We start from the raw sequence: 24630 nt of genomic DNA on the forward strand, positions 1-24630 counted from the left end.
TTTTAGGGGCGGACTTGCGCAAGCGACTCTGCCCTATTTTTATATTCACTCGCTATAGGAGACGGATGATACCTGGGTCAATGACAGAACTGAGAAGCCCGGAATAATGGAGCCAGTTAGAAACCCTCGGGTTTGCGGGGCGGGATCGTGAGAGCGATTCTGCCCTATTTTTTTCCTCCGTCTGCCCCAACCAAGTAGTTCGAAGATAGCCTGTAGGTGTCCTCGTGGGCGCCTTTTATTTTCAGGGAATCGGCCGCTTCATGAACGAGCGACCGGCTTGACCTAGATCGAACCGCCTTCATCTCCGTCTAGGCGCCGGCAATCAACATCGTGAATCCGCGCGTGCTACAATGCGGGCACCAGAGATGAAAACACAGTCCCCGTCGGGTAGTCGTGGGCGTGCGGGAGTCCGCATCAGTAACCTGCCTCCTTGGTTGTCCCTTCTCTGCATGGTCATCTACATAAAGGAGGAACCAGCCATGCAGATCAGCGTGTCGTCCACCCTGACCGTATATCACGACGGCCAATTCTGGGTCGGGCTGGCGGAGCATGTCGAGGACGGCAGGTACGGCGTCGCCCGCATCGTCTTCGGCGCAGAACCGTCCGATGAGGAGATCCTGCGATTCGTTACAAGCAAATGGGCGAAGCTCGCGTTCTTCGGTGACGATCCGTCCGAGGCGAGCGAGCCCGCGAAGAACCCCAAGAGACGCGCCCGCGAGGCGGCGAAAGCCCTCAAGCAGCCGGCGATGAGCACCAAGGCGCAGCAGGCGCTCGCGAATCAGCGGGAGACGATGAAGCGGGAATCGGCTCAAGCAAGAAGCCAGCGTCGCGCGGATGAGGCGGAGGCGCGCTTCGAGCAGCGAAAACTGAAGCGCAAACAGAAGCATCGCGGTCATTGATACCACCATCAACCCATATATAGCAGCAGGCGTAGCTTCGATTGAAACTACGCCTGCCACCTGGTGCTATAACGTTATACAGAACGTATGTTCTATACCCACTCGATGACTAACCCAGTCCGAGCACTACCGATGCGTGTCGCGTCATACCGCCTAAGAGCTGATTCGTTCAGAAAAGGTTCAGGGGGATCGTCGAGTTTATTGCACCCTCGCGTTTTACAAAAGAGAGTACAAGGCCCTTTAGCTCGAATTATTGCATTTAGAACCCCGCCGCTCATCCATCCTAGCTTGCCCAAACAGCCCTCCCGCGATGTCCATGTTCCAACGGATGGGTACCATTTACCCGGGTGCACCTGGGGCAACGGGCCGGCAGGCCCGCGCAAGGTCGCTCGCATAACACACAACATCAAACACGACAGAAGAGGCGAACGACAGATGCCGGACCCCGGACGACAGCACCGCGGAAGAGAAGCATTCCAACCACAACCGAACGAACATCGCTCCTAGGCAGGCGCCCGCATGGGCGCCTTTTACTTTTCAGGGACTTAGCTGAGAGCTAAGCCACGCGGCTCATGGCCGTTTCGTGGAGGCCCGACCAGCTCGACCCACCTCGACCCGTCTCCGTTCCCGTCATGCGCGCGATGCGCCAGCAGGCGGTTCAATCGTCGCGCAGACGAAAAGGGACACTGTGCCGCGCGGTGTGCCCGCACGGTGCCGCACGGGAAGATTGGAGGAACCATGGCACGCACAGCCGAATGCGCCGCGCCCGAGAACAACCAGGGCCGCGACGAATGGATGACGGTGATCGAGATGCAGCAGTACATGAGGGCGAGCCGAAACAAGGCGTACGACCTCATCTGGTCGGGAGAGATCGACTCGTACAGGCTCGGCAGGAAGCTCCTGGTTTCGAGGGCGTCAGTGGACGCCTACATCGAGTCAAGGAGCGGCAGGAAATGACGGCGGCGACCGCCCCGGAAGCCGCCCGCGGCCGGGCACGCGAGGGAGCCTCGAGACGAAAGGAGCTCGAGGACGACCATGACCAAGAGCACTAGCAGGAGCCAGGTGAGGCTCATCACATCGACAAACGCGATATTCGGCGCCGACGAGGCGTGCGCGATGCTGCGCATCAGCCGCGACGCCATGTACCGGCTCGCCAAGGACCCCGACGACCCGTTCCCGATCCGCTACATCGGCGGCAAGACGCGCGACGGCATCGTGCTGCACGACGAGCTCGTCGCATGGGTCGAGCGCAACAGCGTCGTCGGCTCGCCAAGAAGGGGCTAGCGCCATGGCGGCCGCAGGCCCGAGGGGGCGCGACGGCCCCTCCCCGCGCGAGTTCGCGACGGTACGGCACTTCATGATGGCGGACCTCGGCCTCTCCGGCCTTCCCCTGCTCGTCTACGCGCGCATCTTCGGCTTCTGCGACGCCGGGTGCGGCTACTTCGAGAGCAAGGGCGGCCTGGCCCGATTCCTCAACGTGCAGGAGCGCAGCGTCCACCGCGCCATCCGCAACCTGCTCGACCAGGGCCTCATCGAGGAGTGCGGCGTGCACGCCCCGGCGCGCGGGCATGCCACCAAGCGATACCGCATCGTGCGCGAGAGGCTGCCGCCCGGAGCGTTGGCAACCCCTGACGATTCGTCAGGGTTCCCGGCGCGAAAGGGTGACGAAATGACAGGGTTCGCCGCGAACAAGGATGACGAACCGTCAGGGCTCGCAGCCCGAACCCCTGACGAAATGACAGGGAAACCCCTGACGATATGCCACCCAATAAGCAAAAGGGACAACAAGGACTTCAGAAGATAAGGAAGGGGCGCCCGATGGACCGAGCGGGACTCATCACCCTGGAGCAGGCCCGGGCCGCCGGGCTCTCCTTCGACGAGCCGGAGCCGAGGGCGTGCCCGCACTGCGGCGCCGCCCTCGAACCGCTCGGCGCAGCGCTGGCGGGCAGGGTCGCCTGGGTCTCCAGCGCCCCCTGCCCGTGCGAGGGCGCAACCAGCGAGCGGGAGGCCGAGGCGCGAAGGCGCGCGGCCCTCGCCGCCAAGGAGGAGGCCGCCCGCCGGGAGAAGGCGCTCGCGCGCGCGGGCATCCCCAGGCGCTACTGGGCCGCCGAGGCCGACCGCCCCGAGTTCGCCGAGTACATCGCCTCGTTCGCCGGCAACGGAGGCGCCGGGCTCTACATACACGGGGGCGTCGGCGCCGGAAAGACGCACGCCGCCTCCGCCATGGCCAGGCTGTTCGCCGAGGCCGGCTACGACGTCGCCTTCACGACGGCCAAGGGCATGCTCGAGCGCGTGAAGGCCACGTTCGACGAGGGCGGCACCGAGGCGGCCGTCGCGCGGTACGCCAAGTGCGACGTCCTCGTGCTCGACGACCTCGGCAAGGAGGACGCGACGGAATGGTCCGTCGGCACCGTGTTCAGCGTGCTCGACGCGCGCTACGAGGACATGCGCCCGACCATCGTCACGTCGAACTATGCGCCGGGCGCGCTGGCGGACAGGCTCGCGAGGCGCGGCGAGCGCGTAACGGCAGAGGCGATCGCGAGCAGGATCTCCCAGACCTGCAGGCCCGTCTACCTGGGCGGAAGGGACAGGCGCCGGCTCGGCTAGCTTGTGCGCTTCCCGTGGAGGCGCGGACGGCTCGACCCAGCTCGACCCATCGCGGGCGGCCCCGGTCGCCGCCGCAATCGAAATCGCTATACACGTCTTGGGCGGCGCCGACGCGCCGGCACGCACGCCTGCTCCGACTCGCACCGTGCCCCCATCGCGAGGACGCCGCCCGCCAAACAACAAACGAAAGGCGGAGGGCCCATGGACGGCTTCGAGAGGATAACCGGCCGCGAGCACGACGGGCTCGTGGAGAAGTGCCAGGAGAACGGCTGGCTCAAGGTCGGCGGCTTCGACTGGCAGGACGACCCGTTCCTCGAGGAGTACCCCTACGAGTTCTCCCGCACGGACAGCGTCGACAGGCTCCGCGAGGCGCTCGGCTCGGGCAACTGGCCCATACGCCAGGGGTTCTGCTACCGCGACCTCGCGTTCATCCAGCAGGTGAACGGCGGCGACGAGTGGTGGACGCTCAAGCGCGACGGCGACGCGTGGACCGGCTTCGAGAGCTGGAGCTTCGGCGCCATCGCCCAGGAGCCCGAGCGGTTCGAGCGCGCCATGCGCGACATGTGCGAGGCGACGCCGGAGCAGTGCCGCAGCGGCGAGTGGGCCCATCTGCACGAGAAGGCTCCCGAGCCGCTGGCGCAGCGCGCCGCGTCCGCCCGCGAGGCGAGCCGCGCGCACGCCGGGCAGGAAGCCCGCGCCCCAATGGCGCGCGAGAGGGCCGTCGGGGCCGAATAGGGACGACCGGGGCGCGAAGGCGCCCTTTTTCATCTCGACTGGAAGGGAGGCGCGGGATGGCGAGCGACTACGGGGACGAGGCGGGCGGCAAGCTGCTCGACTGGATGCTGAGAATCGGCCAGGAGGCCGGCGCCGAGGCAATGGCGCGCAGCGCGAGGGAGCTCTCCGAGCGCCTCGCGGGAATCCGCGGGACCATCGCCGGCGGGCGCGCCGAGGCCATCGCGGCCGACGGCGCGCCGACCTACGCGAAGCTCAGCCTCGAGGAGCTCTCTGGGCTTCCCGAGTACGCGACGATCAAGGAGGTCGTCTCCGACAAGCTGCGCGCCGCGTCGGTCGAGCACCACATCATCCCCGGCGAGGGCCGCGACTGGCTGCTCTTCAAGGTGGAGGACGCCCCCGAGGTCGACGAGGCCTTCCGCCAGCTGGAGCAAGAGACGGGCAAGGCCGCCGATCGCGCAAGGGAGCGGCTCTCCGAGATAGCCGAAAGGCGCCAGGCGCCCGAGCGGCTGGCGGAGCGCGCCGAGCGGGCGCGCGAGGCGTCGAGGGCCCACAGCCAGGGCATCGGCCGGGACCGCGGCCCGCGCCAGATCGAGGGGCCCGAGAGATGAGGTGGCAGGCGGCGGCCGCGCTGGCCGCGGCGGCGTTCGCCGCGGGAGACTTCGCGGCCGCGGCAATCGCGGCGTCGGGCGCGAACCCGATCCTCGACCCGGAGGCCGCCATGGCGGCGATCCCCGCGGCGCTCCGCGCGGGGCGCGTCTTCTCCGCGGAGGCGGTTCCCCTGTGCGCCGGGACCGCCTGCGCGTGCGGCGCGCTCCTCGCCTGGGCCCGCTCACTGGGGACCAAGGGGGCCCGGCGCGACGGCGAGGAGCACGGTAGCTCCAGGTGGGCCACGCGCAAGGACATCGCGCCCTTCGGCGACCCCAAGGACCCCGACAACAACATCATCCTCACCGACAACGCACGCATCCGCCTCGTGAGCCGCAGGTTCGACCTCTCCACCGACACCAACGACAACGTGCTCGTGGTGGGAGGACCCGGCACCGGCAAGACGCGCTACTACGTCAAGCCGAACCTCCTGCAGGCCAACGCCAGCTTCTTCGTGACCGACCCGAAGGGCACGCTCATCCGCGAGATGGGCGGCGCGCTGGCGGAGCTCGGCTACGAGATCCGCGCGTTCGACACCATCGACTTCACGCGCTCCATGCGCTTCAACCCCATAGCCTACATACGCGACGAGGCGGGCGTCATCCGCTTCGCCCGCGGCATCGTCGCCAACACCGAGGGCGAGGCCGACCACAAAGGCGACCCCTACTGGGAGAAGGCCGAGCGCCTGGTCTACACCGCGCTCACGGCCTACCTCGTCATGCACTGCGAGCCCGCCGACCGAAACCTCGACGGGCTGCTCACGCTGCTCTCGCTCGCCGACGCCCGCGACGACCCGGGCTACATGAGCCCGCTCGACATGGTGTTCCGCGAGCTGGAGACCGGCGAGCGCTACGTCAGGCGCGGCGGCGCCTCGGCGGAGGGCGGATCGCTGCGCGGCTTTTCCGAGGAGGACGGCGCGTGGGAGTGGGTCAAGGTCCGCGAGCCCGCGCCGCCCGACGACTTCGCGCTCGCGAGCTACCGCGAGTTCCGCGTGGCCGCCGGCGACACCATGAAGTCGATGCTCTCGAGCTGCAACGTCCGCCTGAAGCCGCTTTCCATCCGCGCCGTGCGCGACCTCACCTCCAAAGACGAGCTCGACCTCGCCCACATGGGCGACGAGGGCGCCAAGGTCGCGCTCTTCGCGTCTATGAGCGACACCGACTCGACCTTCGACTTCCTGTTCGCCCTGCTCATGGATACGGCCGTGAGCGCGCTTTGCGCCGAGGCGCTCGAGGCGCACGGCGGCTCGCTGCCCACAACGGTGCACTTCGTCTTCGACGAGTTCGCCAACATCGGGCGCATACCCGACTTCGAGCGGACCATCGCCGTCACCCGCAGCCGGAACATCGCCGTCTCGATGATCGCCCAGTCTCTCTCGCAGCTGAAGGAGACCTACGGCGACAACAACGCCGAGACCATCGTGAACGCCTGCGACACGCTGCTCTACCTGGGCGGAAAGGCGAACGAGACCAACGAGGAGATCAGCAAGATGGCCGGCAAACAGACGGTGGCGAGCGAGACGCAGAGCGACTCGCGGGGCGCCGGCTGGACCCGGACCGTGAACCGCGGCATCTCCGAGCGCGACCTCATACAGCCCGCCGAGGTGGCGCGCATGCCGCGCGAGGACGCGCTCGTGCTCGTGAACGGGTGCATGCCGCTCATGGACCGGAAGTACCGGCTCGAGCGCCACCCGCGCTCGCGCCTGCTCGAGGAGGCCGCGCGCCGCGGCCCGTTCGACTTCGCGGAGTACCGCAGGCAGAAGGAAAGCAACTCGTGACGGGGCCGCGGCGGGCGCGGGCCTCCCCCGCCGCGGGGGAGGAACAGCAAGGAACATCGTCAACCGAAAGCAAAGGAGAGCAGCATGCTCGCAAACGTCATCAAGCTCGTGTCGGGCTGCGTGACCTTCCTCGGCGGCTTCCTGGTCGTGTGGGGAGCGGTCTCGCTCGGCCTGGCCATCAGGGAGCAGCAGGGCGGCCCGCAGATCGCGACCGCCATATCCACCATCGCCGGCGGCGCGATCATCATCGCCGCGTCGGTCTACTTCGGTCAGCTGGACACGTCCTGGCTGCCGGCATAGGGGGCGTCGCGGATGGCGCTCAGGATACCGGTGCAGAAGGACATCGGCGAGTACGAGGAGAAGATCGTCGGGAAGATGAGCCTGCGCACGCTCGCATGCGTGTCGCTCGGCTTCGGCAGCGCGGTCGGGGCGGCGGCCTTCGTCCACCTGGGCCTGCACGCCGACGTCGCGGACGCGGCCTTCCCGATCATGCTCTGCAGCATGCCGTTCTGGCTCGCCGGGTTCTGGCGGCCCTTCGGCATGCGCGCCGAGGAGCTGCTGCCGCTTTTGGCGGCACACGAGCTCTCCCCACAGCTGCTCGCGTACGAGCCCTGCCTCGCCGGGAGCCTCCCCGAGGGCTCGCCGCGCCCGGGCCGCCCGGGACGTCGCGCGAGGCGCAGGGCAAGGAAGAAAGGAGCCGAGCTCTATGAGCCGAGCAAGAAGCAACAAGGAGAATAGGCCGAAGCGCCCGAGCACCCTCGGGCTGCTCCTCGGCGGCACGGGCGGGCGCAAGGACGCCTCGAAGGGCGCGGAGGCCGAGCGGCAGAGGCGCCGTCGGGAGCGCGACCGCTCGCGCGAGATGGCCGCCTACGTCGGCTACGACGCCATGTACAGGGACGGAATCGCCCAGGTGATGCCCGGGGTGTTCAGCCAGACGGTCGAGTTCTCCGACATCAGCTACCAGTCCGCGCGCAAGGAGGCGCGCGAGACGGCCTTCACCGTGATGAGCTCGCTGTTCAACTACTTCCCGGCGGACTCCCACGTGCAGCTCCAGGTAGTGAACGCGCCCATCCCCGCCGACGAGGTCGGCCGCAAGGTCTTCTTCGAGCCCGGGGAGCGCGCCACCGCCGGGCTCGCCGAAGAGTACAACCGGATCCTCAACGACAAGATGCGCGAGGGCGTCTCGAACCTCGTGCGCCACCGCTACCTGACCTACGCCGTGGGCGCCGACGACGTCGACGCCGCGGTGCCCAAGCTCGCGCGCATCCGGGGCGACGTGGAACAGACGCTCGCGCGCATACGCTGCTCGTCGCGCGCCCTCGACGGCGTCGAGAGGCTCGAGCTTCTGCAGGGGCAGCTGCGCCCGGGGTCGCGCTTCGAGTTCTCCTGGGACAAATTGTCCCCGACGTCGGGAGCGCGCACGAAGGACTTCGTCATGCCCTCCACGCTCGACTTCAAGCCCGAGGGCAGGTCCGACTGCTTCCGCAGCGACGAGCGCTACGGCGCGGTGCTCGCGGTGCGCAGCTTCGGGTCGGTCATCGAGGAGACCTACCTCGCCTCCATCATCGACCTGCCGCTGCCGCTCAACGTGACGCTGCACGTGCAGCCCATCGCGCAGAGCGAGGCGCTCGCGCTCGTGAAGCGCCAGATCGACTGGATGGACAAGGAGATCATCGACGAGCAGATGAGCGCCGTGAAGAAGGGCTACGACTACCAGATCCTGCCGCCCGAGCTGCGCTTCTCGAAGGAGGAGGCCGAGGAGCTGCTCGACTTCCTGCGCAACAAGTCCGAGCGCCTGTTCGTCTACACGGGCCTCGTCTACACCTGGGCCGACAGCCTCGAGGAGCTCGACCGCCGCGTCCAGCAGGTGACGAGCGTCGCGCAGGGCTGCACGATCGGCCTCGAGCCGCTCCACTTCCGGCAGCGCCAGGCTCTCAACTCGGTGCTCCCGCTCGGTGACAACCACGTCACCGTGAGCCGCTACCTCACCACGGGGCAGGTGGCCATGCAGATGCCCTTCGCCAGCCAGAGCCTCGACGAGGCGGGCGGCGGCTACTACGGGCAGTCCAAGGAGAGCGGGAACCTGGTGCTGTGCGACCGCAAGCGCCTGGCGAGCCCCATGGGCTTCGTGTGCGGCAAGCCCGGCTCGGGCAAAAGCTTCTCGGTCAAGCGCGAGATAACCAACACCGTTCTCGCGCACCCCGAGGACGAGGTCGTGATCTTCGACCCGGCCGGCGAGTACGGCAACCTCGTCGGCGCGCTCGGCGGCGCGAACGTCGAGCTCGCCCCGGGATGCTCGGCGGTGCTCAACCCCCTCGACACCGCCGACGTCGCGGACCGCGCCGACGCCGCCAAGCTCGCGTACAAGACCGACGCGGTGCTCGCGCTCTCGAGCGCGCTCATGGCCGAGGGCCGCGAGGGCCTGCCTGAGCGCGACCGCTCGATCATCGCCCGCTGCGTCGGCGAGGCGTACCGGGAGTGCGCGAGGGACGGCCGCCTGCCCACGCTCGGCGACTTCCACGCGGCGCTGCTCGCTCAGCCCGAGTCCGAGGCCGCCGACATCGCGCTGCGCTACGAGCGCTACGTGAAGGGCGCGTTCTCCTTCTTCAACGGCCAGAGCAACGTGGCGCTCGACAACCGCATCACCAACATCGACATGCACGGCCTCGGCCAGAACATGCGCGTGTTCGGCATGATCACGGCGCTTGAGATGGTGCGCAACCGCGTGATGGTCACGCCGCCGCGCCCCAACTACACCTGGCTCTACATCGACGAGGTGCAGAGCCTCTTCGCGCACCCGACGGTGGTCGAGTACTTCGCCCGCCTGTGGCGCGAGGGGCGCAAGTTCGGCCTCATCTGCACCGGCATCAGCCAGAACACGAGCCACATGCTGGCCAACGCCGAGGCCCGCGACATGGTGCTCAACTCCGAGTTCTTCCTGCTGCACAAGCAGTCCACCGCCGACCTCGACGCATGGGCGGAGATGCTCCAGCTCTCCGCCACGGAGCGCGGCTACATCGGCGACGCCGTCAAGCCCGGCGAGGGGCTGCTCATCAGCGCCGGGATCCGCGTGCCCATCACCGACGACTTCCCGAAAGGCCCGCTCTACGACCTGTGGAACACCAAGCCCGCAGAGGTCGCCGAGCGCGAGATGCGCCGGGCGGCGCGAGAGGCGGAGGAATAGGAATGGCCGTCCCGAGCGAGGGCGGCGGGATGCTCGAGGTGGTCGGGGCGCGGCGCCGCGACGTGCTCACCGCGGGCGACGTCGCGGAGACCGAGCGCGACGCCCTGGGAAACGTCTCGGAGGGCGCCGGCCCGCTCGACGAGGCGGGAGGCCCCGCCGCAACGGCGAAGGGGCGCCCATCCAGGCCCGACGCCCCGGAAGGCGGGCTCGGGGACAAATTGTCCCAACCCGCCGGCGACCGGCGCGCGGCGGCCGCGATGCGCTCGCGCGTCGAGGCGGCGAAGCTGGCGATCGCCCGGGAGGCCGTCTCCCAACTCGACGACTCGGAGGAGCTCGAGGGCGCCTCGGGCATGTACGACGCGGGGCGTGCGGCCGAGAAGGCCGCGGGAAGGCTGCGGCAGAGGAAGGCGAAGAAAGCCGCCCAGAGCAGCCGCAAGGCGGCGACCGCCCTCGGCGCCCCAAAGGGAGGCGCGCGCGGCCCCGAGGCAGCCGGCGCGACCGCCCCGGCCAAGCACCAGGCGACCCAGGCGGCCGCGCAGGCGTCGGGCGAGGCGGCCCGCGCCGCGGGGTCGAAGGGCGCCGCCTCCGCGATCGCGGGCGCGGTCTCGGGCGCCGCGCCCGCCCTGCTCGGGGCGGTGGCCGGCATCGTGGCCTTCGTCGCCTGCGCGCTCGCCGTCGCGCAGCTGCTGAGCGCGCTGTTCGGCTTCTGGGACGACGCGGCCTCCAAGCGGGGCCTCGAGGGGCTGCCGCCCTACATCACCTACGAGATGGTCGAGGCGGCGCTCGAGTGCCAGGAGGAGTACGGGCACCCGGCGGGCTGCACCATCGCGCAGATCATCCAGGAGTCCGGCCAGGGCGACCGCATGAGCCAGCTCGCAGAACGCGACCACAACCTCTTCGGCATGAAGTGGTGGTCGGGCTACGCTGGCTGCCCCGAGGTGGCCGGCAAGGCGAACTGGGCCACCAGCGAGGAGTACGTGCCCGGCGAGCACACCCAGATCACGGCGAGCTTCATCCGCTTCACCGGCGACGCCGAGTGCATCCGCTTCCGCAGCAGGGTCTTCCTGCAGGCGGAGCGCTACTCGGGCAACGCCCTCATCCGCGAGGCGATCGAGAGGCGCGACTCGGACAGGATGGCCGAGGGGCTCAAGGACGCCGGCTGGGCGACCGACTCGTCCTACGTCGAGTCCCTGAAGTCGATCATGGCGCAATGGGGCCTCTACAGGTTCGACTCCATGACGGTCGAGGACCTGAAGGACGCATCCGCGAGCGGGAACGCGATCGTCGAGGCGGCGTACAGCCAGCTCGGCGTGCCCTACGTGTGGGGAGGCTCGACCCCCGGCAAGGCGCTCGACTGCAGCGGACTCACGCAATACTGCTACGCGCAGGCGGGCATCCGCATAAGCCACTACACGGGTTCCCAGTACGAGGAGCTCAGGCGCATACCGCTCTCGGAGGCGAAGCCCGGCGACATCCTCTACCGCTCGGGCCACGTGGCCATCTACATCGGCGACGACAGGTACATACACGAGCCGCGAACGGGCGACGTGTGCCGCATGGCGAGCGGCATCGGCAGCTTCAGCTGCGCGCTCACCGCGAGATAGGAGAAACCAATGCAGGGAAAGTCAAGGGTCATGGCCGCCGTCGCGGCAAGCGCGCTCACCGTGGCGCTCGGCGCGGGCGCGGCGCGCTGCGCCATCGCCCCGCAGGAAGGCGCGCAGGATAGTCCACAGGAGCAAGAGCAGCCCGCGGCTGCAGGCGCCGACGCGGCAACCGGGAAGGCCGCCTCGGGCGCCGAGGCGCTCTGGAACACCGCATGGACGGGCGCCGACGACCCGACAGCCACGCTGCGGATCGTCGAGGGCGCCATGGTGGAGAGCGCGGGCGGCACCGAGCGCGCCTGGTTCTTCTCGGCCGAGGAGCCCTCCGAGGCCGGCGGCGTGCTCAGCATGCCCATCGAGGTCAAGGGAACCGGCGATAAGGCGGGAGGGCTCTCGCTCATCCAGGTCTCGGGCGACGGGGACGCCCGCACCCTGGCATGCGACCTCCTGACGCAGGCCTACGTGCCCCAGAAGGCGCAAGTCGGAGCGTTCTCCGTGACCGGCACCGACGACCGCCTCTCCGAGGCGCTTGGCGCAGACGTCGCCGCCATCGAGGAGGCCGTCGCCGGGAAGGCGGCGGAGGTGTCCCCGCAGGCGACGGGAGCCACCTGGGACAAGGAGGTGTGGCTCGACTACGCCGGAAACGTCGCGTCGACGACCTTCACGCTCGACGACCCCGCCTCGACGGTGGTCACCGTGGTTTCGCGCGGCGGCTCGCTGGAGGCGATGTAGCCGTGCGGGCGCTTGGATCGCGACGCCGAAGGGCGTTCGCCATCTCCGCCGCGACGGCATTCGCCCTCTGCGCGCTCCTGCTCGTCCCCGCGCAGCCGGCATACGCCGACATAGCCGGGGACGTCAACGATTGGCTGTGCGGCCTTCTGCGCGACTGCTGCAACTGGATGTTCAAGGCGCAAACGGGCGTGCTCGGGTCGATCGGCGCGAACGGGATCCTCTCGGCCGACTTCGCGCACATGCTCACGAGCTCGAGCGACCTGACCATGCACGACGTCGCCCGGGGCGTATGGCAGGCTGCCATCCTGCCGATCGGGTGCGGGGTGCTCGGCCTGGTCTTCACTCTGAAGCTCATCGAGATCTCCCAGCGCATGGACGGCAGCCAGAGCCTTCCCGGCGTCAAGGAGGTCGTTTTCCTCCTCGTGTTCTTCGCCGTGTTCCTGTTCCTCATACAGAACAGCTTCGACCTGATGGCGTCGATCTACGAGGTCTGCGGGCTCGCCATCGACCGAGTCGAGGCGCTCTTCGGCGCCGGAGGCGCGCTCGACCTGCCCGAGGTGTCCGTCGTCACCACCGATGACGACATCCCGTCGCTCATCGCCATGCTCGTCGTGAGCCTCATCAGCTGGGTCGTGGTGCTGGCGGCCTACGTCGTCGCCCTCGTGGTCTGCTGGGCCCGCGCGCTCCAGCTCTACATCATGGCCGCGTTCGCCCCGATCCCGCTGGCGTTCCTCGGCATGGACGCCACGCGCCAGATAGGCCTCGGCTACCTGAAGAGCTTCGGGGCGGTCTGCATCGCCGGCGTCATCATCCTCGTGCTGCTCATATCGTTCCCGCTCGTGCTCGGCGGGCTCACCGGGGCGAACCCCGGGACGGGCACCCCGGCCGACGCGGTCGCAAACGGGCTCACCTACGCGCTGCAGTACCTGGCCATGTGCGCGCTGCTCATCCTGGCCCTCGTGAAAAGCGGCTCCTGGGCGCGCGACATCGTGAGCGGCTTCTAGCGGAAAAGCGAGGAAGGGGGCGGTCGCCATGAGATAGGGGCACCGCGCCGGGGCACGCGTCCCGGCGGATGAAGACAAGGACCGATTGAAAACGAAAAGGAGGAAAGACATGGAAGAGAGGAAGAACGTGTACCTCTCGCTGCACAAGAGCTTCGTGCGCGAGGGCATCGAGTACACCGACCGCGCGACCGGCGAGGCCAGGACCTTCAACTCGGCGACCCTTCCCAAGGGCACCGTCGTCGACGGCATGGACGTGGGAGGCTACGAGTTCAGCCCCATGTTCGTTAACGAGAGCCGCTTCAAGGGGGCCGACTTCCGGGACATACCGCTGCTCGCGAACCGCGAGGTGTGGCTGAGAAAGACGGTGATGGGCCCGGACGGCCAGCCCGAGCTCGACGAGGGCGGCCGCGCGGTCAAGGACACCGTGAAGGTCATGCCGGCGCATCTCAAGGAGGCCGTTGACGCAGGGCGCTCGCGCTACCTCGCGGAGCGCGCCGAGCACGCCCGCCAGGCGAGCCGCGCTGCCGAGCACGAGGTGCCCCGCGCACAGCGAAGCGTCGAGAGATAGGGAGGCGGAAAGATGAACGCAGCGAAAGACTGCACCCTGCAGGAAAAGCTCCTCCGATGCGCCATGGCGCTCATCCTGGCGGCGGGGGCGCTGCTCGCCTCCGTGGCGGCCTCGCCCGCCTACGCCGCGCCGAGCACGGTAGACGTGTCCATCGGCGGCAAGATCCCCTACGGCGGCTTCGCCACCACGTGGATGAGCGCCGACGGCAACATCGCCTACTGCGCCGAGCCCTCGTCCCCGACGCCCGCGCCGGGCTCCTACTCGACGAGCCCCGTGCCGAGCGGCGACGTGACAGCGGCGATCTGGTACTCGTTCGGCTCTCCCGGCTTCGACGCGTCGATGTTCCCGGGCAGCTGGTACGACGGCGGCGGCTGGGACGACGCGAAGTACGCGGCGGCGAGCCATGTGCTCATCGCCTACGCCTACTCTGGGTCCGAGTCGGCTGCCACGCACGGCACGAGTGCCGAGTTCGCCTCCTGGGCGAAATCCGAGCTGATCGGCGGGACCTTCGCCAAGATGAAGGCGGGCGCCGGCAAGGTATCCGCCGGGTTCGAGGCGTTCTGCGTCAGGACCGGCGGCGGCTCCCAGACGCTCGTGAGCTTCAGCTGGTCCACGGGCGGAGTCAAGGTCGCCAAAACGGACTCCGAGGCGGGCACGGAGCCCCAGGGCGACGCCTCGCTCGACGGCGCGAGCTTCTCCGTCGTTAACGAGACCGGCCGCTACGTGCTGGTCGGCGGCGAGTACTACGCCGACGGCGAGGTATGCGCCACGATCAAGACCGCGCCCAAGGACGGGTCGCACGTCGCCGCCACCGGCGCCGACACCCTCCCCGCGGGCAATTACCGCATCGTCGAATCCGGCGCGCCCGAGGGCTACAACGCCAGCGACGCCTCCATCGCGTTCACCGTGAAGGCCGACGAGGTGCGCGACCTCACGGGCGACCCCGTGACCGACGAGGTCTTCCGCGGCGGCGTGCAGGTGACCAAGTCCGACAAGGAGCTGCAGGCGTCCGAGGCGCTCGCGGGCAGCGACCACAAGGAGGCGCCTGGCGAGCACCCCGGCCTCGACGGGATCGAGTTCACCGTCACGAACCGCTCGGCGCACAAGGTCCTCGTTGACGGCGAGTGGCGCGAGCCGGGCGAGGCCGTGGCCACGCTGATCACCGCATGGAACGACGAGGCCGGCGCCTACACCGCGCAGACCGCGGCCGACGCACTGCCGTACGGAACCTATGACGTGCGGGAGACGGCGACGAACGGGAGCTACCTGCTGACCGACGGCGAGCCCCGCACCTTCGAGGTCCGCGCCGGCGGCGAGATCGTGAGCGCCTCCGCGGACGGCGCCGCGCTCGAGTTCCGCGACCAGGTGGTGCGCAACGACCTCGAGCTCTCCAAGAAGAGCGAGTCCGACAACGCCGGCCTCATGGTCCCGTTCGCCATCGAGAACGCGGCCACCGGCGAGACGCACGTGCTGGTGACGGACCGCAACGGCGATGCGTCGACCGCGAGCAGCTGGAACAGGCACTCGAGCGACACCAACGCCAACGACGCCCTGCTCGGCCATGAGGGCCCGATCATGGCGGCCGACATGGACCCGAAGGCCGGCATCTGGTTCTCGCTCGGCGAGGACGGCTCCTCGGCGCCGGTCGACGACTCGCTGGCGGCCCTGCCGTACGGCGCCTACACCATGACCGAGCTGCGCTGCGATGCCAACGAGGACCTCGAGCTCATCACGAGGAGCTTCTGGGTCGATCGCGACTCGACGGTCGCGAAGGCCGTGTGGATGGGCCTCGACGACCAGGAGGGCCCGCGCATCTCCACCACGGCAAAGGACGGGGCGGACGGCGACAAGGACGTCTCGGCCGACGCCGAGGCCAAGGTCGTCGACACCGTCGCCTACGAGGGCCTGAAGGCCGGCGAGGAGTACGAGCTCTCGGCCACCCTCGTCGACAAGGCGACCGGCGAGCCCGTGGCCGACGCCTCGGGCGTGCCCGTGGAGGCCAAGGCCGAGTTCGCCCCCGCGCTCTCGACCGGCAGCCAGGACGTCGAGATCGCCTTCGACGCGAGCCTGCTCGGCGGCCGCGACCTGGTCGCGTTCGAGAGCCTACGCAAGGACGAGGCCGAGGTGGCGTCGCACGCGGACCTCTCCGACGAGGGCCAGACAGTCCACGTCGCCGTCGAGGTGGGCACGCAGGCGGCCGACGCCGCCGACGGCGACCAGGTCATCGAGGCCGGCAAGGCCAAGGTCATCGACACGGTGGCCTACAAGGGCCTCGTCCCCGGCGAGACCTACATCGCCGTGGGCACGCTCATGGACAAGGGCACCGGAGAGCCGTTCCTCGACAAGGACGGCAACGAGGTGACCGCGCGCACGCCCTTCGAGCCCGAGGCACCCTCCGGCACCGTCGAGGTGACCTTCGAGTTCGATACCGAGGGCCTGGCCGAGGGAGACGAGCTCGTCGTCTTCGAGAAGGTCCTGGACTCCGCCGGCAACGTCGTGGCGGCCCACGAGGACATCGACTCCGCCGAGCAGAGCGTCGTCGTGGACAACCCCGGCACGCCCGAGGTCCCCGAGGAGCCCTACGCCAAGACCGGGGCCGACGCCCCCGACGGCACCGGCTACGCCGTGGCCGCGGGCATCGCTCTGGCAGCTGCGGCGGGTGCGGGCGGGGCGCTCGCGTACCGCAAGCGCAAGACGGCCGGCGCAAGCAAGGACGCGGCAGACGAAGAGCCGGAAGAGTAGCGGCGCCGCATCGATACCGAACCGGAGGCCCCGGGCGCTCGCCCGGGGCCTCCCCCGCGAACGGGGGAGGACATGAACAAAGGGAAAGCCGCCACGGCGCTCGCCGTCGCCGCAGCGTTGCTGGCGATGGGGGCGCTCGCCGTCCTGCCGCTGTCCGAGAGGAACCCTTACGAGGTGCACGAGGTGCCTACTGCGGAAGAGGGCGCGACAATGGAGGCTCAAGAGACGGGAGGCGGCATCGACTGGGACACCCTTCCCGCCTCCGTCGTCGCTTGGGTGCGCGTGCCGGGCACGACCGTCGACTACCCGATCGTCCAGGGCCGGCCCGAATCGCCCGACTTCTACCTCACGCACGACGCCGGCGGCGAAAGATCCGCGTGGGGCGCTCCCTACATAGATGCCGGGTGCGCGCAGGGTGCCGAGAGCCCGCTCGTCATCGTCTACGGGCACCACATGTCCGACGGCACCATGTTCGCGCCGCTCGCGCAGTACTCGTCGCGCGACTTCGCCGAGGGGCACCGCACCATCCGGATCTACACCCGCGAGAAGGCGATCGAGCTCAAGGTCTTCGCGGCCGACGTGGTCGACGCGAGCTCGGAGGGCAAGCGGACCGACTTCGCCGACGCGGCGGAGCTCGCCGCCTACCTCGGGGACAAATTGTCCCGGTGCGAGGTCGTCCTGGAAGAGCCTTCGGACGTCGCGCAGGCCTGGGCCTTCGTGACGTGCAGCTACCAGACGAGCAACTCGCGCACCGTCGTCTACGCGAAGGAGGTGGAAGGATGGGATTCGCGCCCTTCGGAATAGGGCTCCTCATGGGGCTCCTCACGCTCACGGCCTACGCCTGCTGCGCAGCCGGCGACGACGACCGGGACTAGCCGTGGGAAATCGAAATCGCACAACGGAAAGAGGCGGGCAATTGCCCGCCTCTTCTCACATCACCCACTTGAACACGGCACGGAACAGCCAGACGAAAAAGCCCAGCGTGACCTTAAGCGCCGCCATGAGGAACCTACCAAGCCTCTTCATCGACGTCACCCCAATCTTCCTTGACCTTGCGGGCGCCCTCGTCGGCGCCCTCCTCCTTCTCTTGCGCGAGCAGCCTCGCCAGCTCGTCGGGCACGCCCGGGACCTCTGCCCTCCCCAGAGCGCGCTGCAGGTCCCTTATCTGCGATTTCAGCGGTTTTGAGGGAGGGCCCACGTGCTCGCGGTAGCAGGCGCCGATCGCGGCCGCGTCGCACAGGAAGCCCCGCACCCGGGCGAACGCCTCGTCGCCGTCGAGCAGGACGCGGCGGGCTCGCCCCAGCTCGGCCTCCGAGGCCAGCATGAAGCGCCAGCCACGGGACCTGCGCGCGGCCGGTATCCCGTCCGCGGGCGCGTCGGCGCGCCAGTCGTCGCGCACCTGGTGCCAGTTCGCCGTGAGCCAGAGCCCCTTCTCGGGCTCCTCCCGCATCTCGAGCTCGAACTCCGTGAGCATGTTCGCGCCGGAGAACGGCGACCCCTCCGTGAACGAGAGCGTGTCGAACAGCGTCGTCCTGCCGCCCTCGTACTCTATCCTCACCATCATCTCCGGCCCCTCTCCCTGCGCTGGTCCTGCTGGGCCCGCTGCCGCTCGGCGGCGAGGATGCGCTGTTGCTCGTCCTCATGCCGGTCGCTGCGCTAGTTGCCGCCGGCATCGACGCGCCCGCGATTGTCCCCGTAGCGGGTCTTGAGCGGCATGAGCCCGTTCTCGGCCATGTAGGCGCGGGCGGCCTCGAGGCGACGGTATCCCTCGCCGCCCGCCTGGCCGCGCCGCTCGAGCGTCGCCATCCTGAGCCCGAACTCCTCGATGGACTCGACGTCGAACTTCGCGCACGTCTCGAGCGCCGAGGAGAGCCTGCTCAGCTCCGAGAGGTCGTTGAGCTCGAGGGCTCGCTCGGCGGCCTCGCGGATCCGCGCGGCGCTCGCGTCCGTGGGGCGGTAGGCGCCTTCGCGCTCGAAGCGCCGGCGCAGCATCTCCTTGCCGTAGACGAACCCCAGGCGCTCGCCGGTTACCTTCTTGGACGGTTCCTCCGCCAGGCTGAACACCCAGTCGTCCCGCCGCGCCTTGGCCGAGTTGTCGGCGACGTGCACGCCCAGGGCGTCGAGGATGCCGAAGAACTCCGCCTCGTCGCGCGCCGTGGTCTTGGCGAGCGCGACGCGGGCGCGGATGTCGCCGACCCACGAGTAGCCGCCCGAGCGCATGATCTCCTTCTCGGCCCGGCCCAGGTAGACGCTCCTGCGGCTCCTGGGCCCGCCCGCACCTGCCCGCCCGCGCGCCTTCGACGGAGATTCGGGCGCCCGGTCGTTGGAGAGCCCCGACAGCCCGCGCTCGCGCGCCATGTCCTGCAGGTCTCGGTTGAGGTCCTCGGGGTGCTGGGTCTGCATGCGGTAGCCGGTGCGGAGGTTGGCGTTGTTCACGACGATGTGCGCGTGCGGTATGCCGCGGGCGTTGTCGTCGTGGTAGACGATGGCGATCTCGTGGTCGTCGAAGTGCCTGAGCGCCCACGAGCACGCGAGCTCGCGCAGCGTCGCCAGGTCGATGTCGTCGCCGGGGTCCGGCGAGAGCACGAAGTGCTTGAACGTGCGCGCGGGCTTGCCCCTCCAGGGTGCGTCCGTGCCGAACGCGGCGCGCGTGGCGTCCATCTCGGCGTCCCAGGCGCAGGCCTCCTTGGCGTCTTCCCCCAGCGCGCCGGCGTCGCGCTCGTCGTAGCTCAGGTTGAACAGGTCGCGCGCCAGGGCGCGGCCTCCCTTCTCGAGGTAGCGGCGGATGCCGCCCGTCGAGCCGTGGCCGCTTATCGGCTTCAGGATCGGCATGGCGAGCCCTCCACGAGCAAGTCGGCGCCGATGCGACCGAGCTCCGCCGCCATCTCTCGGGCCGCGGCGTTCACGTCGGCGAGCTCGCGCTCGATCGTCGGGATGCTATCCGCGACGAGGTCCCGGTCGACGTGCCCGTGGCGGGCGTGGAAGTTGATGAGGTTCATCGCGTGCACGGCCTGGTTGTAGTGGTAGCCCCACTTCGTGAGCTCTCGCGACATCGCCCACAGGGCCCTGCGGTCCACGAGTATGCGGTGCTCGTCTCCCGCGTTGGCCTCCGTCGACAGCGGTATGCGCACGAGGTAGCGCAGGTACTCCGACTTGCTGAGGCCGGCGCGCTCGCACCGCTCGCAGAGCGCGCCGTAGTCGCCTCCCTCCATGCGGAACGTGACGCGGCGCTCCTTGCTCTTGGCGGCGCCGGCTTCCTCTTCCATGGCGGATTCCTTTCCTCGGGCCCGCCGCGCGGCGGGCGCGTCTCTCTAGGGGCGCGGGGGATCCCCCGCAGGCGGCGGCCCGGCTCGGGCGCCGCCTCTGGGACCGGGCCTCGCGAAAGCGGGCTCCCGAACGGCCCGCGGCATGACGGGTCCGAGGCCGCCCGGTCCCCAAGTGCTATGGACGCCCGACGCGATGTCGGACGCCATAGGCTACTTGCTGGATTTCGGGCCTGAGGCCCTTCTGCGACGCTTTCGGGCATCGGTGCCCGCCTCCGCGTACGGCGCGGTCATGAGCGCCATTTCACGCAGCAGCGAGAGGTCGGCCGCGCTCGGGCTCTCGGGCGGGCTCTCGAGGAAATCGGCGACGAGCCTCGCTGCCTTGGAGATGCGCCCGTCGGGGCCGGCCTGCGTTTTGCTCTCGCTCCTCACGTAGTCGGAGAGCTCCCGCTTGGTGCGCCGCCAGGGCTCCATTGCGGCGTGCATCTCCGCCTGGCGCTCCTTCGGCATGCCCGCGAGCGAGCGCACCGCCTCGGCGCTGAGGTTGCCGCGATCGGCCTCGGCGGCCCACTCGGGCGAGAGGTCCTCGGCAATCCGGCGGGCCAGCCTCTCCTCACGCGCAATGGTCTTGCCGGAGACCTTGCGGCCCGTCTGCCGCTCGATGATGGCGGCCTTCACGTCGTCGACGCGCATGCCGGAGAGCGAGGGGTCCTCGGAGCGCAGGCGCACGGCGTCGCCCCTGAGCGCCTCGGTCGCGGCGGCGCGCTCGGTCACGGTGAGCGCGCGGGTGAAGTAGTTCGCTGCGTGGAGCAGCGTCACCGCCCGCTCGTCGTCGATGCCCTCTATCACGCGGCAGGGCATCCTCTCGTAAGCGGGGTCGTCCTTCGCGAGCAGCGCGTAGGCGGCCTTGCGCCGATGCCCGGAGACCATCTGCCACGAGCCGTCGCCGACCTTTCGCACGAGCGGCAGGTCGGTGAGGCCGTCCTCGCGTATGGACTCGGCGAGCTCAGCTATCCCAGCAGGGTCCATAGAGTACGCGGCGTTCGCCGGGTGGTCGGCGATGTCGGCCACCGCGATCTCGGACACCGGGTAGCGCCCGCGGGTGCGCGACGCGCCGTCGAGAAGCCCCGTGATGGTGAAGCCCGCGGCCACCTGCCTAGGCGAGTTCACGGCACACCTCGTCTGCGAGCGCCTTGTAGTCGCGCGCGGGGCGGCTCCCCGGCTCGAAGGCGGCCACCGGCTTCCACTGCCAGCTGCCCTCGCAGACCTTGCTGCTCGCGTGGATGACCGTCTCGAACTGCTCGTCCGGGAAGAACCCGTCGAGCACGGCCGCGCCCGTGGCCTCGGCGTTGGTCATGCGGCCGGGCACGCAGGTGCGCAGTATCTTCCAGCGGGGCGTGGGCATGCGCAGAGCGTCGGCGATGGAGCGCGTCGCCTCGACGGTGAGCGCCGTGCCACGCATCACGGTGGAGTCGAGCTTCACGGGGATGACGACCATGCCGCCCTCCGCCGCGGCGAGGTAGGCGTTGAAGGCGAGCCTGCGCATCACGGGACTGCAGTCGATGAGGCAGACGTCGTAGGAGCCCGAGGCGTCGTCGAGGGCGAACTTGAGTCGCTGCTCGCGCAGGAGCATCTCGTTCTGGTCGACGAGGTCGATGGTCGAGGCCACCACGTCGAGGTTCTCCCCGGCAGCGTAGGCGACCTCCTCCACGGGCGCGCCGCCGTAGAGCAGCTCGACCGACGTGCGCCGCTCGGAGACGGCCCGGTCGTAGAGGCCGAAGAAGTCTGTGGCAGACGCCTGCGGGTCGAGGTCGACAAGCAGGGTCCGAAGGCCCCGGGCGGCGAAGATCGCCGCCAGGTTCACGGCGGTCGTCGTCTTGCCGACGCCGCCCTTGTAGTTGGAAATGGCTATCGTGCGCATGGGTCGCGTCCTCTCTAGCGTGGGGCGCGCCTCGGCGCATCCGGTCCGGCGCGCCCCGAGTCTCGGAGCGTCGGGACAAAACCGTACGGATTTGTCCGACAAGCGGAGTGTACCACGAAAACGTACGGATATGTACGCTTTCGTGGTACAAGGGGTGGATTCGGGGAAACCCGGCCCCGGGAGCCCGGGGCCGGGCGCGCCGCCTAGGAGAGCGGCTCCATCTCGCCGAAGCAGTTGATGTGGTGGCGCAGGAGCGCTCGGTTTTCCTTGACGACCATCATCGCCACCTCGTCGAAGCGGACCGGCGTGTCGGCGTAGTCGTCGCCGTTGCCGGCGAGCCACGTCGCCGCCAGCGCCTCGCGCAGCCCGCGCGCCCTGTGGGCCTCGGGGAAGCCGTCCGTTCCGATCCGGACCGTGGCGTCGACGAAGACCAGGGTCCCGTCCTCGTCCACCGCCACGAGGTCGATTCCGCCGATGCCCTCGGGCCCCTGCCAGGCCTCATCGACGATCTCGTAGCCCTTACGCTCGAGGAAGGTCCTGACCGCGCCCATCGCCTTTTCCTTCATGTCGTTCATGTCTTGCTCCTTAGACTCGGAGGCCCGCCCCTGTGGCGTGCCTTGCGTCGCGTGAGTCGCATGCGGCGCGGGCGTGCCGGCAAGGGAGGAAGCGAAGTCGGGCGTGGAAATAGAAGTATTCCGACGGCAGTTTTTCGCGTTGTTCGCGCGCGCAGCGCATGGAGCGAAGAACCCGAAAAAGTGTCGCGGCCCTTGCGGGCCGCCTGCCGGCGTGCGACCCTGCGCGTCCAAGGAACGCCGGGGCGGGTTTCGGATCGGAAGGGCGCAGGCGTGCGGCATGGAATCAGGCATGGGCGCCGAGGCTTCCAGGCATGGGATGCGATCTGTCGGCGGTTGCTGGGCTCCCGTGGGATTGGAGACGACGCCGCGGCGGGAACGACGGCGCGTTCCCGAGTCGCGGTGCCGTGGTCCGCATCGGGACGGCATTCCCCGCGCCGCTTGCGGCCAATATGCGCACGGGATCGCGGTGGCGAGATGGTTCTCCATGCGGAACGGCTACGGTGCTGCGCAACACGTCCGTCGGAAGAAGGAGGACAGCCAATGATGGATATCAACGAGAAGGACGAGCGTCGTGAGCTGCTTGACGCGGTGGCGGATGCAGGAAGGCTGGCGAGGGGCCTGGACCAGCTGCTCGAGTCCCTGGCGCACGCCGACCAGCTGGACCTGCTCGACGTCGAGGGGGTCCTGGCCCTGAGGTCGATAAGCGAGAGGTGCGCCGAGCGCATCGGCGACGCCGCGCGAATCCTGGAGGCGCAAAACGAGATCCTCTATGTCGAGGAACGGACCGTTTAGCTTCCTTTCGCGGAAGATTAACTATTTGCTTTGCGGGCAACACCCTAAAGAATCGCAGTTCCTGGTCGGCGCTTAGATGAGCGTTAGCCGCGACCCATTCCAAAGATACTTGCATTGTCGGCGTTGTCGTTAGTTTCGACCTCAGTCGCCATCGCCGGGAACGATTCTTCCTGAGACGCGTCGTCCACTCGCGAGTCAATAGGCTCGCCGAGCGCCAGGAAGAACCTCATCACGTGCTCGACTCTCTGCTGCAGAGACTCGCTCAGCTCGCTGTAGGAGGCCGCCAGCCGTACTTCCTTGGCCAACTCCGCCATCGAGTCCTTCAGCGCCTTCTGCACGCTCACAGAGGGTCTCACCTCGACCTGGGTATCGGTGAGCTTGGCGATGATGTAGTCCTGCCTGTTCATGCCGCTCCAGGCGGCCATCTCGCATATGAGCTTATGCTCCTCGGGCGTGCAGCGGAACGCCATCGTCTTACTGCGCTTGCGGGCGCTGTTCTCGCACGGCATCCTTCTTATCCCCTCGCCCCGTCAAGGGCGGCGGCCATCTCGTCCTGCTTCGTGGGGAACAGGTGCGCGTATCGGTAGGTGATGTCCACCGCCTCGTGGCCCATGCGCTCGGCGATGGCCAGCGCGGAGAAGCCCATCTCGATCAGCAGGCTCACGTGGCTGTGGCGTATGTCGTGTATGCGGATGCGTTTCACGCCAGACGCCTTGCACCCTCGTTCCATCTCGTGGGCCAGGAAGTGCTTGGTAACGGCGAACAGGCGCTCGTCGGGGGCGACGTCGTCTCGTAGCTCGATGAAGTCCGCCATCTCGTCGCGCAGGAAGGCGGGCATGACGATCGTGCGCACCGACTTGGGCGTCTTGGGATCGGTCACGGTGTCTACGCCGTGGAGGCTTTGGTACGACTTGTTGATGCGCAGACGCGAACTCTCCAGCATGAAGTCGGACGGAGTGAGCGCCAGAAGCTCGCCGCAGCGGATGCCCGTCCAGTAGAGCAGCTCGAAGGCGTGGAACGAGAGCGGCTTGTCCATGACGGCCTCGCTGAACCTCAGGTACTCGTCCTTGGTCCAGAACTGCATCTCGCCGCCCTTCTTCGAGCCCATCTTGTCGACCCTTCGCACCGGGTTGTCGGTGAGCCCGTAGTAGCGCTCGGCGTGGTTGAAGATGGCGTTGAGTTGGTTGTTCACCGTGCGCAGGTACGTCGGCGCCCAGGGCTTACCGTCGGCGTCCCGGTGTTCAGTAAGCTCGTTCTGCCACCTAATAACGTCGATCGGCCTCACATCGCACATGCGCATATCCCCAAAGAACGGCACGAGCTTGTCGTTGATGATGTACTCCTTGGTGATCCACGTATGCTCGCGTATGCGAGGCTTCACCTCGGAGGCGTACACCTCAACGAACTCGGAAAACGTCATGTCCATGGCCCCGCCGTTAAGGCTCTTGAACTGGCTTTCCCATACGGCCGCCTCCACCTCGGAGGAGAAGCCGCGCTTTGTCTTGTGGCGCTTCGAGCCGCGGGCGTCGCGGTAGTAGCACTGCACGAAGAACGTGCCGTTGCTGTCGTCCTTGTACACCGGCAT

At 68.7% G+C, this 24630-nt stretch carries 26 protein-coding genes; 18 read left to right on the forward strand and 8 right to left on the reverse strand.

Going from position 1 to position 24630, the window contains the following annotated elements; all coding sequences use genetic code 11:
* The first annotated feature begins 479 nt into the window (after positions 1 to 479).
* From AB5758_RS02130 to AB5758_RS02210, 17 genes are all read left to right on the forward strand, one after another.
* Positions 480 to 899, forward strand: coding sequence for a YjdF family protein (locus AB5758_RS02130; RefSeq protein ID WP_117648540.1), 420 nt, complete (start codon positions 480 to 482; stop codon positions 897 to 899).
* Positions 900 to 1637: 738 nt separating this feature from the next.
* Complete coding sequence (locus AB5758_RS02135) at positions 1638 to 1856, forward strand: helix-turn-helix domain-containing protein (RefSeq protein WP_073293326.1); 219 nt, start codon at positions 1638 to 1640, stop codon at positions 1854 to 1856.
* A gap of 78 nt (positions 1857 to 1934) precedes the next feature.
* Positions 1935 to 2183, forward strand: coding sequence for a helix-turn-helix transcriptional regulator (locus AB5758_RS02140; RefSeq protein ID WP_273354874.1), 249 nt, complete (start codon positions 1935 to 1937; stop codon positions 2181 to 2183).
* 4 nt (positions 2184 to 2187) lie between these two features.
* Positions 2188 to 2703: a hypothetical protein gene (locus AB5758_RS02145; RefSeq protein ID WP_073293322.1), complete on the forward strand. Its 516-nt coding sequence runs from the start codon at positions 2188 to 2190 to the stop codon at positions 2701 to 2703.
* 14 nt (positions 2704 to 2717) lie between these two features.
* A complete protein-coding gene (locus tag AB5758_RS02150) occupies positions 2718 to 3506 on the forward strand; it encodes an ATP-binding protein (protein ID WP_073293320.1) in 789 nt (262 codons plus the stop codon).
* A gap of 201 nt (positions 3507 to 3707) precedes the next feature.
* Positions 3708 to 4241: a peptide ABC transporter substrate-binding protein gene (locus AB5758_RS02155; RefSeq protein ID WP_368141784.1), complete on the forward strand. Its 534-nt coding sequence runs from the start codon at positions 3708 to 3710 to the stop codon at positions 4239 to 4241.
* Positions 4242 to 4297: 56 nt separating this feature from the next.
* Entirely contained in the window at positions 4298 to 4849 is a 552-nt protein-coding gene (locus AB5758_RS02160) for a hypothetical protein (protein ID WP_169277613.1), read from the forward strand.
* Positions 4846 to 6663, forward strand: coding sequence for a VirD4-like conjugal transfer protein, CD1115 family (locus AB5758_RS02165; RefSeq protein ID WP_368141782.1), 1818 nt, complete (start codon positions 4846 to 4848; stop codon positions 6661 to 6663). Before AB5758_RS02160 ends, AB5758_RS02165 begins: the two co-directional genes overlap by 4 nt.
* 84 nt (positions 6664 to 6747) lie before the next feature.
* Positions 6748 to 6963 carry a hypothetical protein gene (locus tag AB5758_RS02170; protein WP_006234636.1) on the forward strand — a complete coding sequence of 72 codons (216 nt, stop codon included), beginning with the start codon at positions 6748 to 6750 and terminating at the stop codon, positions 6961 to 6963.
* A 12-nt stretch (positions 6964 to 6975) separates the two neighbouring features.
* Complete coding sequence (locus AB5758_RS02175) at positions 6976 to 7401, forward strand: PrgI family protein (protein WP_073293314.1); 426 nt, start codon at positions 6976 to 6978, stop codon at positions 7399 to 7401.
* The gene (locus tag AB5758_RS02180; RefSeq protein ID WP_346964604.1) at positions 7370 to 9847 is read left to right on the forward strand and encodes a VirB4-like conjugal transfer ATPase, CD1110 family; all 2478 of its coding nucleotides are present in this window, start codon (positions 7370 to 7372) and stop codon (positions 9845 to 9847) included. The genes AB5758_RS02175 and AB5758_RS02180 overlap by 32 nt, the downstream gene beginning before the upstream one ends.
* Before the next feature lie 2 nt (positions 9848 to 9849).
* A complete protein-coding gene (locus tag AB5758_RS02185; protein ID WP_368141619.1) occupies positions 9850 to 11451 on the forward strand; it encodes a C40 family peptidase in 1602 nt (533 codons plus the stop codon).
* A 30-nt stretch (positions 11452 to 11481) separates the two neighbouring features.
* Positions 11482 to 12180, forward strand: coding sequence for a hypothetical protein (locus AB5758_RS02190; protein WP_346964606.1), 699 nt, complete (start codon positions 11482 to 11484; stop codon positions 12178 to 12180).
* 2 nt (positions 12181 to 12182) lie between these two features.
* Positions 12183 to 13184 carry a VirB6/TrbL-like conjugal transfer protein, CD1112 family gene (locus tag AB5758_RS02195; protein ID WP_346964607.1) on the forward strand — a complete coding sequence of 334 codons (1002 nt, stop codon included), beginning with the start codon at positions 12183 to 12185 and terminating at the stop codon, positions 13182 to 13184.
* Between the two features lie 109 nt (positions 13185 to 13293).
* Positions 13294 to 13752, forward strand: coding sequence for a DNA gyrase (locus AB5758_RS02200; protein ID WP_346964608.1), 459 nt, complete (start codon positions 13294 to 13296; stop codon positions 13750 to 13752).
* 12 nt (positions 13753 to 13764) lie between these two features.
* Positions 13765 to 16494 (forward strand): VaFE repeat-containing surface-anchored protein, encoded by a 2730-nt coding sequence (locus tag AB5758_RS02205; protein ID WP_368141618.1) that lies wholly within the window; start codon positions 13765 to 13767, stop codon positions 16492 to 16494.
* Positions 16495 to 16566: 72 nt separating this feature from the next.
* Complete coding sequence (locus AB5758_RS02210) at positions 16567 to 17298, forward strand: class B sortase (RefSeq protein ID WP_368141617.1); 732 nt, start codon at positions 16567 to 16569, stop codon at positions 17296 to 17298.
* A gap of 205 nt (positions 17299 to 17503) precedes the next feature.
* Here AB5758_RS02210 and AB5758_RS02215 read toward each other — a convergent pair whose 3' ends face one another.
* From AB5758_RS02215 to AB5758_RS02240, 6 genes are all read right to left on the reverse strand, one after another.
* Positions 17504 to 18058: a hypothetical protein gene (locus AB5758_RS02215; RefSeq protein ID WP_073293304.1), complete on the reverse strand. Its 555-nt coding sequence runs from the start codon at positions 18056 to 18058 to the stop codon at positions 17504 to 17506.
* Positions 18059 to 18150: 92 nt separating this feature from the next.
* Positions 18151 to 19326, reverse strand: a complete 1176-nt coding sequence (locus AB5758_RS02220; protein WP_368141616.1) for a relaxase/mobilization nuclease domain-containing protein — start codon at positions 19324 to 19326, stop codon at positions 18151 to 18153.
* Complete coding sequence (locus AB5758_RS02225; RefSeq protein ID WP_368141615.1) at positions 19314 to 19760, reverse strand: CopG family transcriptional regulator; 447 nt, start codon at positions 19758 to 19760, stop codon at positions 19314 to 19316. The genes AB5758_RS02220 and AB5758_RS02225 overlap by 13 nt, the downstream gene beginning before the upstream one ends.
* A gap of 210 nt (positions 19761 to 19970) precedes the next feature.
* On the reverse strand, positions 19971 to 20909 hold the full coding sequence (locus AB5758_RS02230; protein WP_368155340.1) for a ParB/RepB/Spo0J family partition protein: 939 nt from the start codon (positions 20907 to 20909) through the stop codon (positions 19971 to 19973).
* Positions 20910 to 20913: 4 nt separating this feature from the next.
* A complete protein-coding gene (locus AB5758_RS02235; RefSeq protein WP_073293296.1) occupies positions 20914 to 21678 on the reverse strand; it encodes a ParA family protein in 765 nt (254 codons plus the stop codon).
* A 203-nt stretch (positions 21679 to 21881) separates the two neighbouring features.
* A complete protein-coding gene (locus AB5758_RS02240) occupies positions 21882 to 22253 on the reverse strand; it encodes a YraN family protein (RefSeq protein WP_073293294.1) in 372 nt (123 codons plus the stop codon).
* Positions 22254 to 22796: 543 nt separating this feature from the next.
* Here AB5758_RS02240 and AB5758_RS02245 point away from each other — a divergent pair.
* A complete protein-coding gene (locus AB5758_RS02245; RefSeq protein ID WP_368155342.1) occupies positions 22797 to 23045 on the forward strand; it encodes a hypothetical protein in 249 nt (82 codons plus the stop codon).
* A gap of 83 nt (positions 23046 to 23128) precedes the next feature.
* Here the strand turns inward: AB5758_RS02245 and AB5758_RS02250 are convergent, their stop codons facing one another.
* Positions 23129 to 23554, reverse strand: coding sequence for a plasmid mobilization protein (locus AB5758_RS02250; protein WP_073293290.1), 426 nt, complete (start codon positions 23552 to 23554; stop codon positions 23129 to 23131).
* 5 nt (positions 23555 to 23559) lie between these two features.
* Complete coding sequence (locus AB5758_RS02255) at positions 23560 to 24630, reverse strand: site-specific integrase (RefSeq protein WP_138111676.1); 1071 nt, start codon at positions 24628 to 24630, stop codon at positions 23560 to 23562.

Source organism: Collinsella aerofaciens (assembly GCF_040926405.1).
Taxonomy (GTDB): Bacteria; Actinomycetota; Coriobacteriia; order Coriobacteriales; family Coriobacteriaceae; genus Collinsella.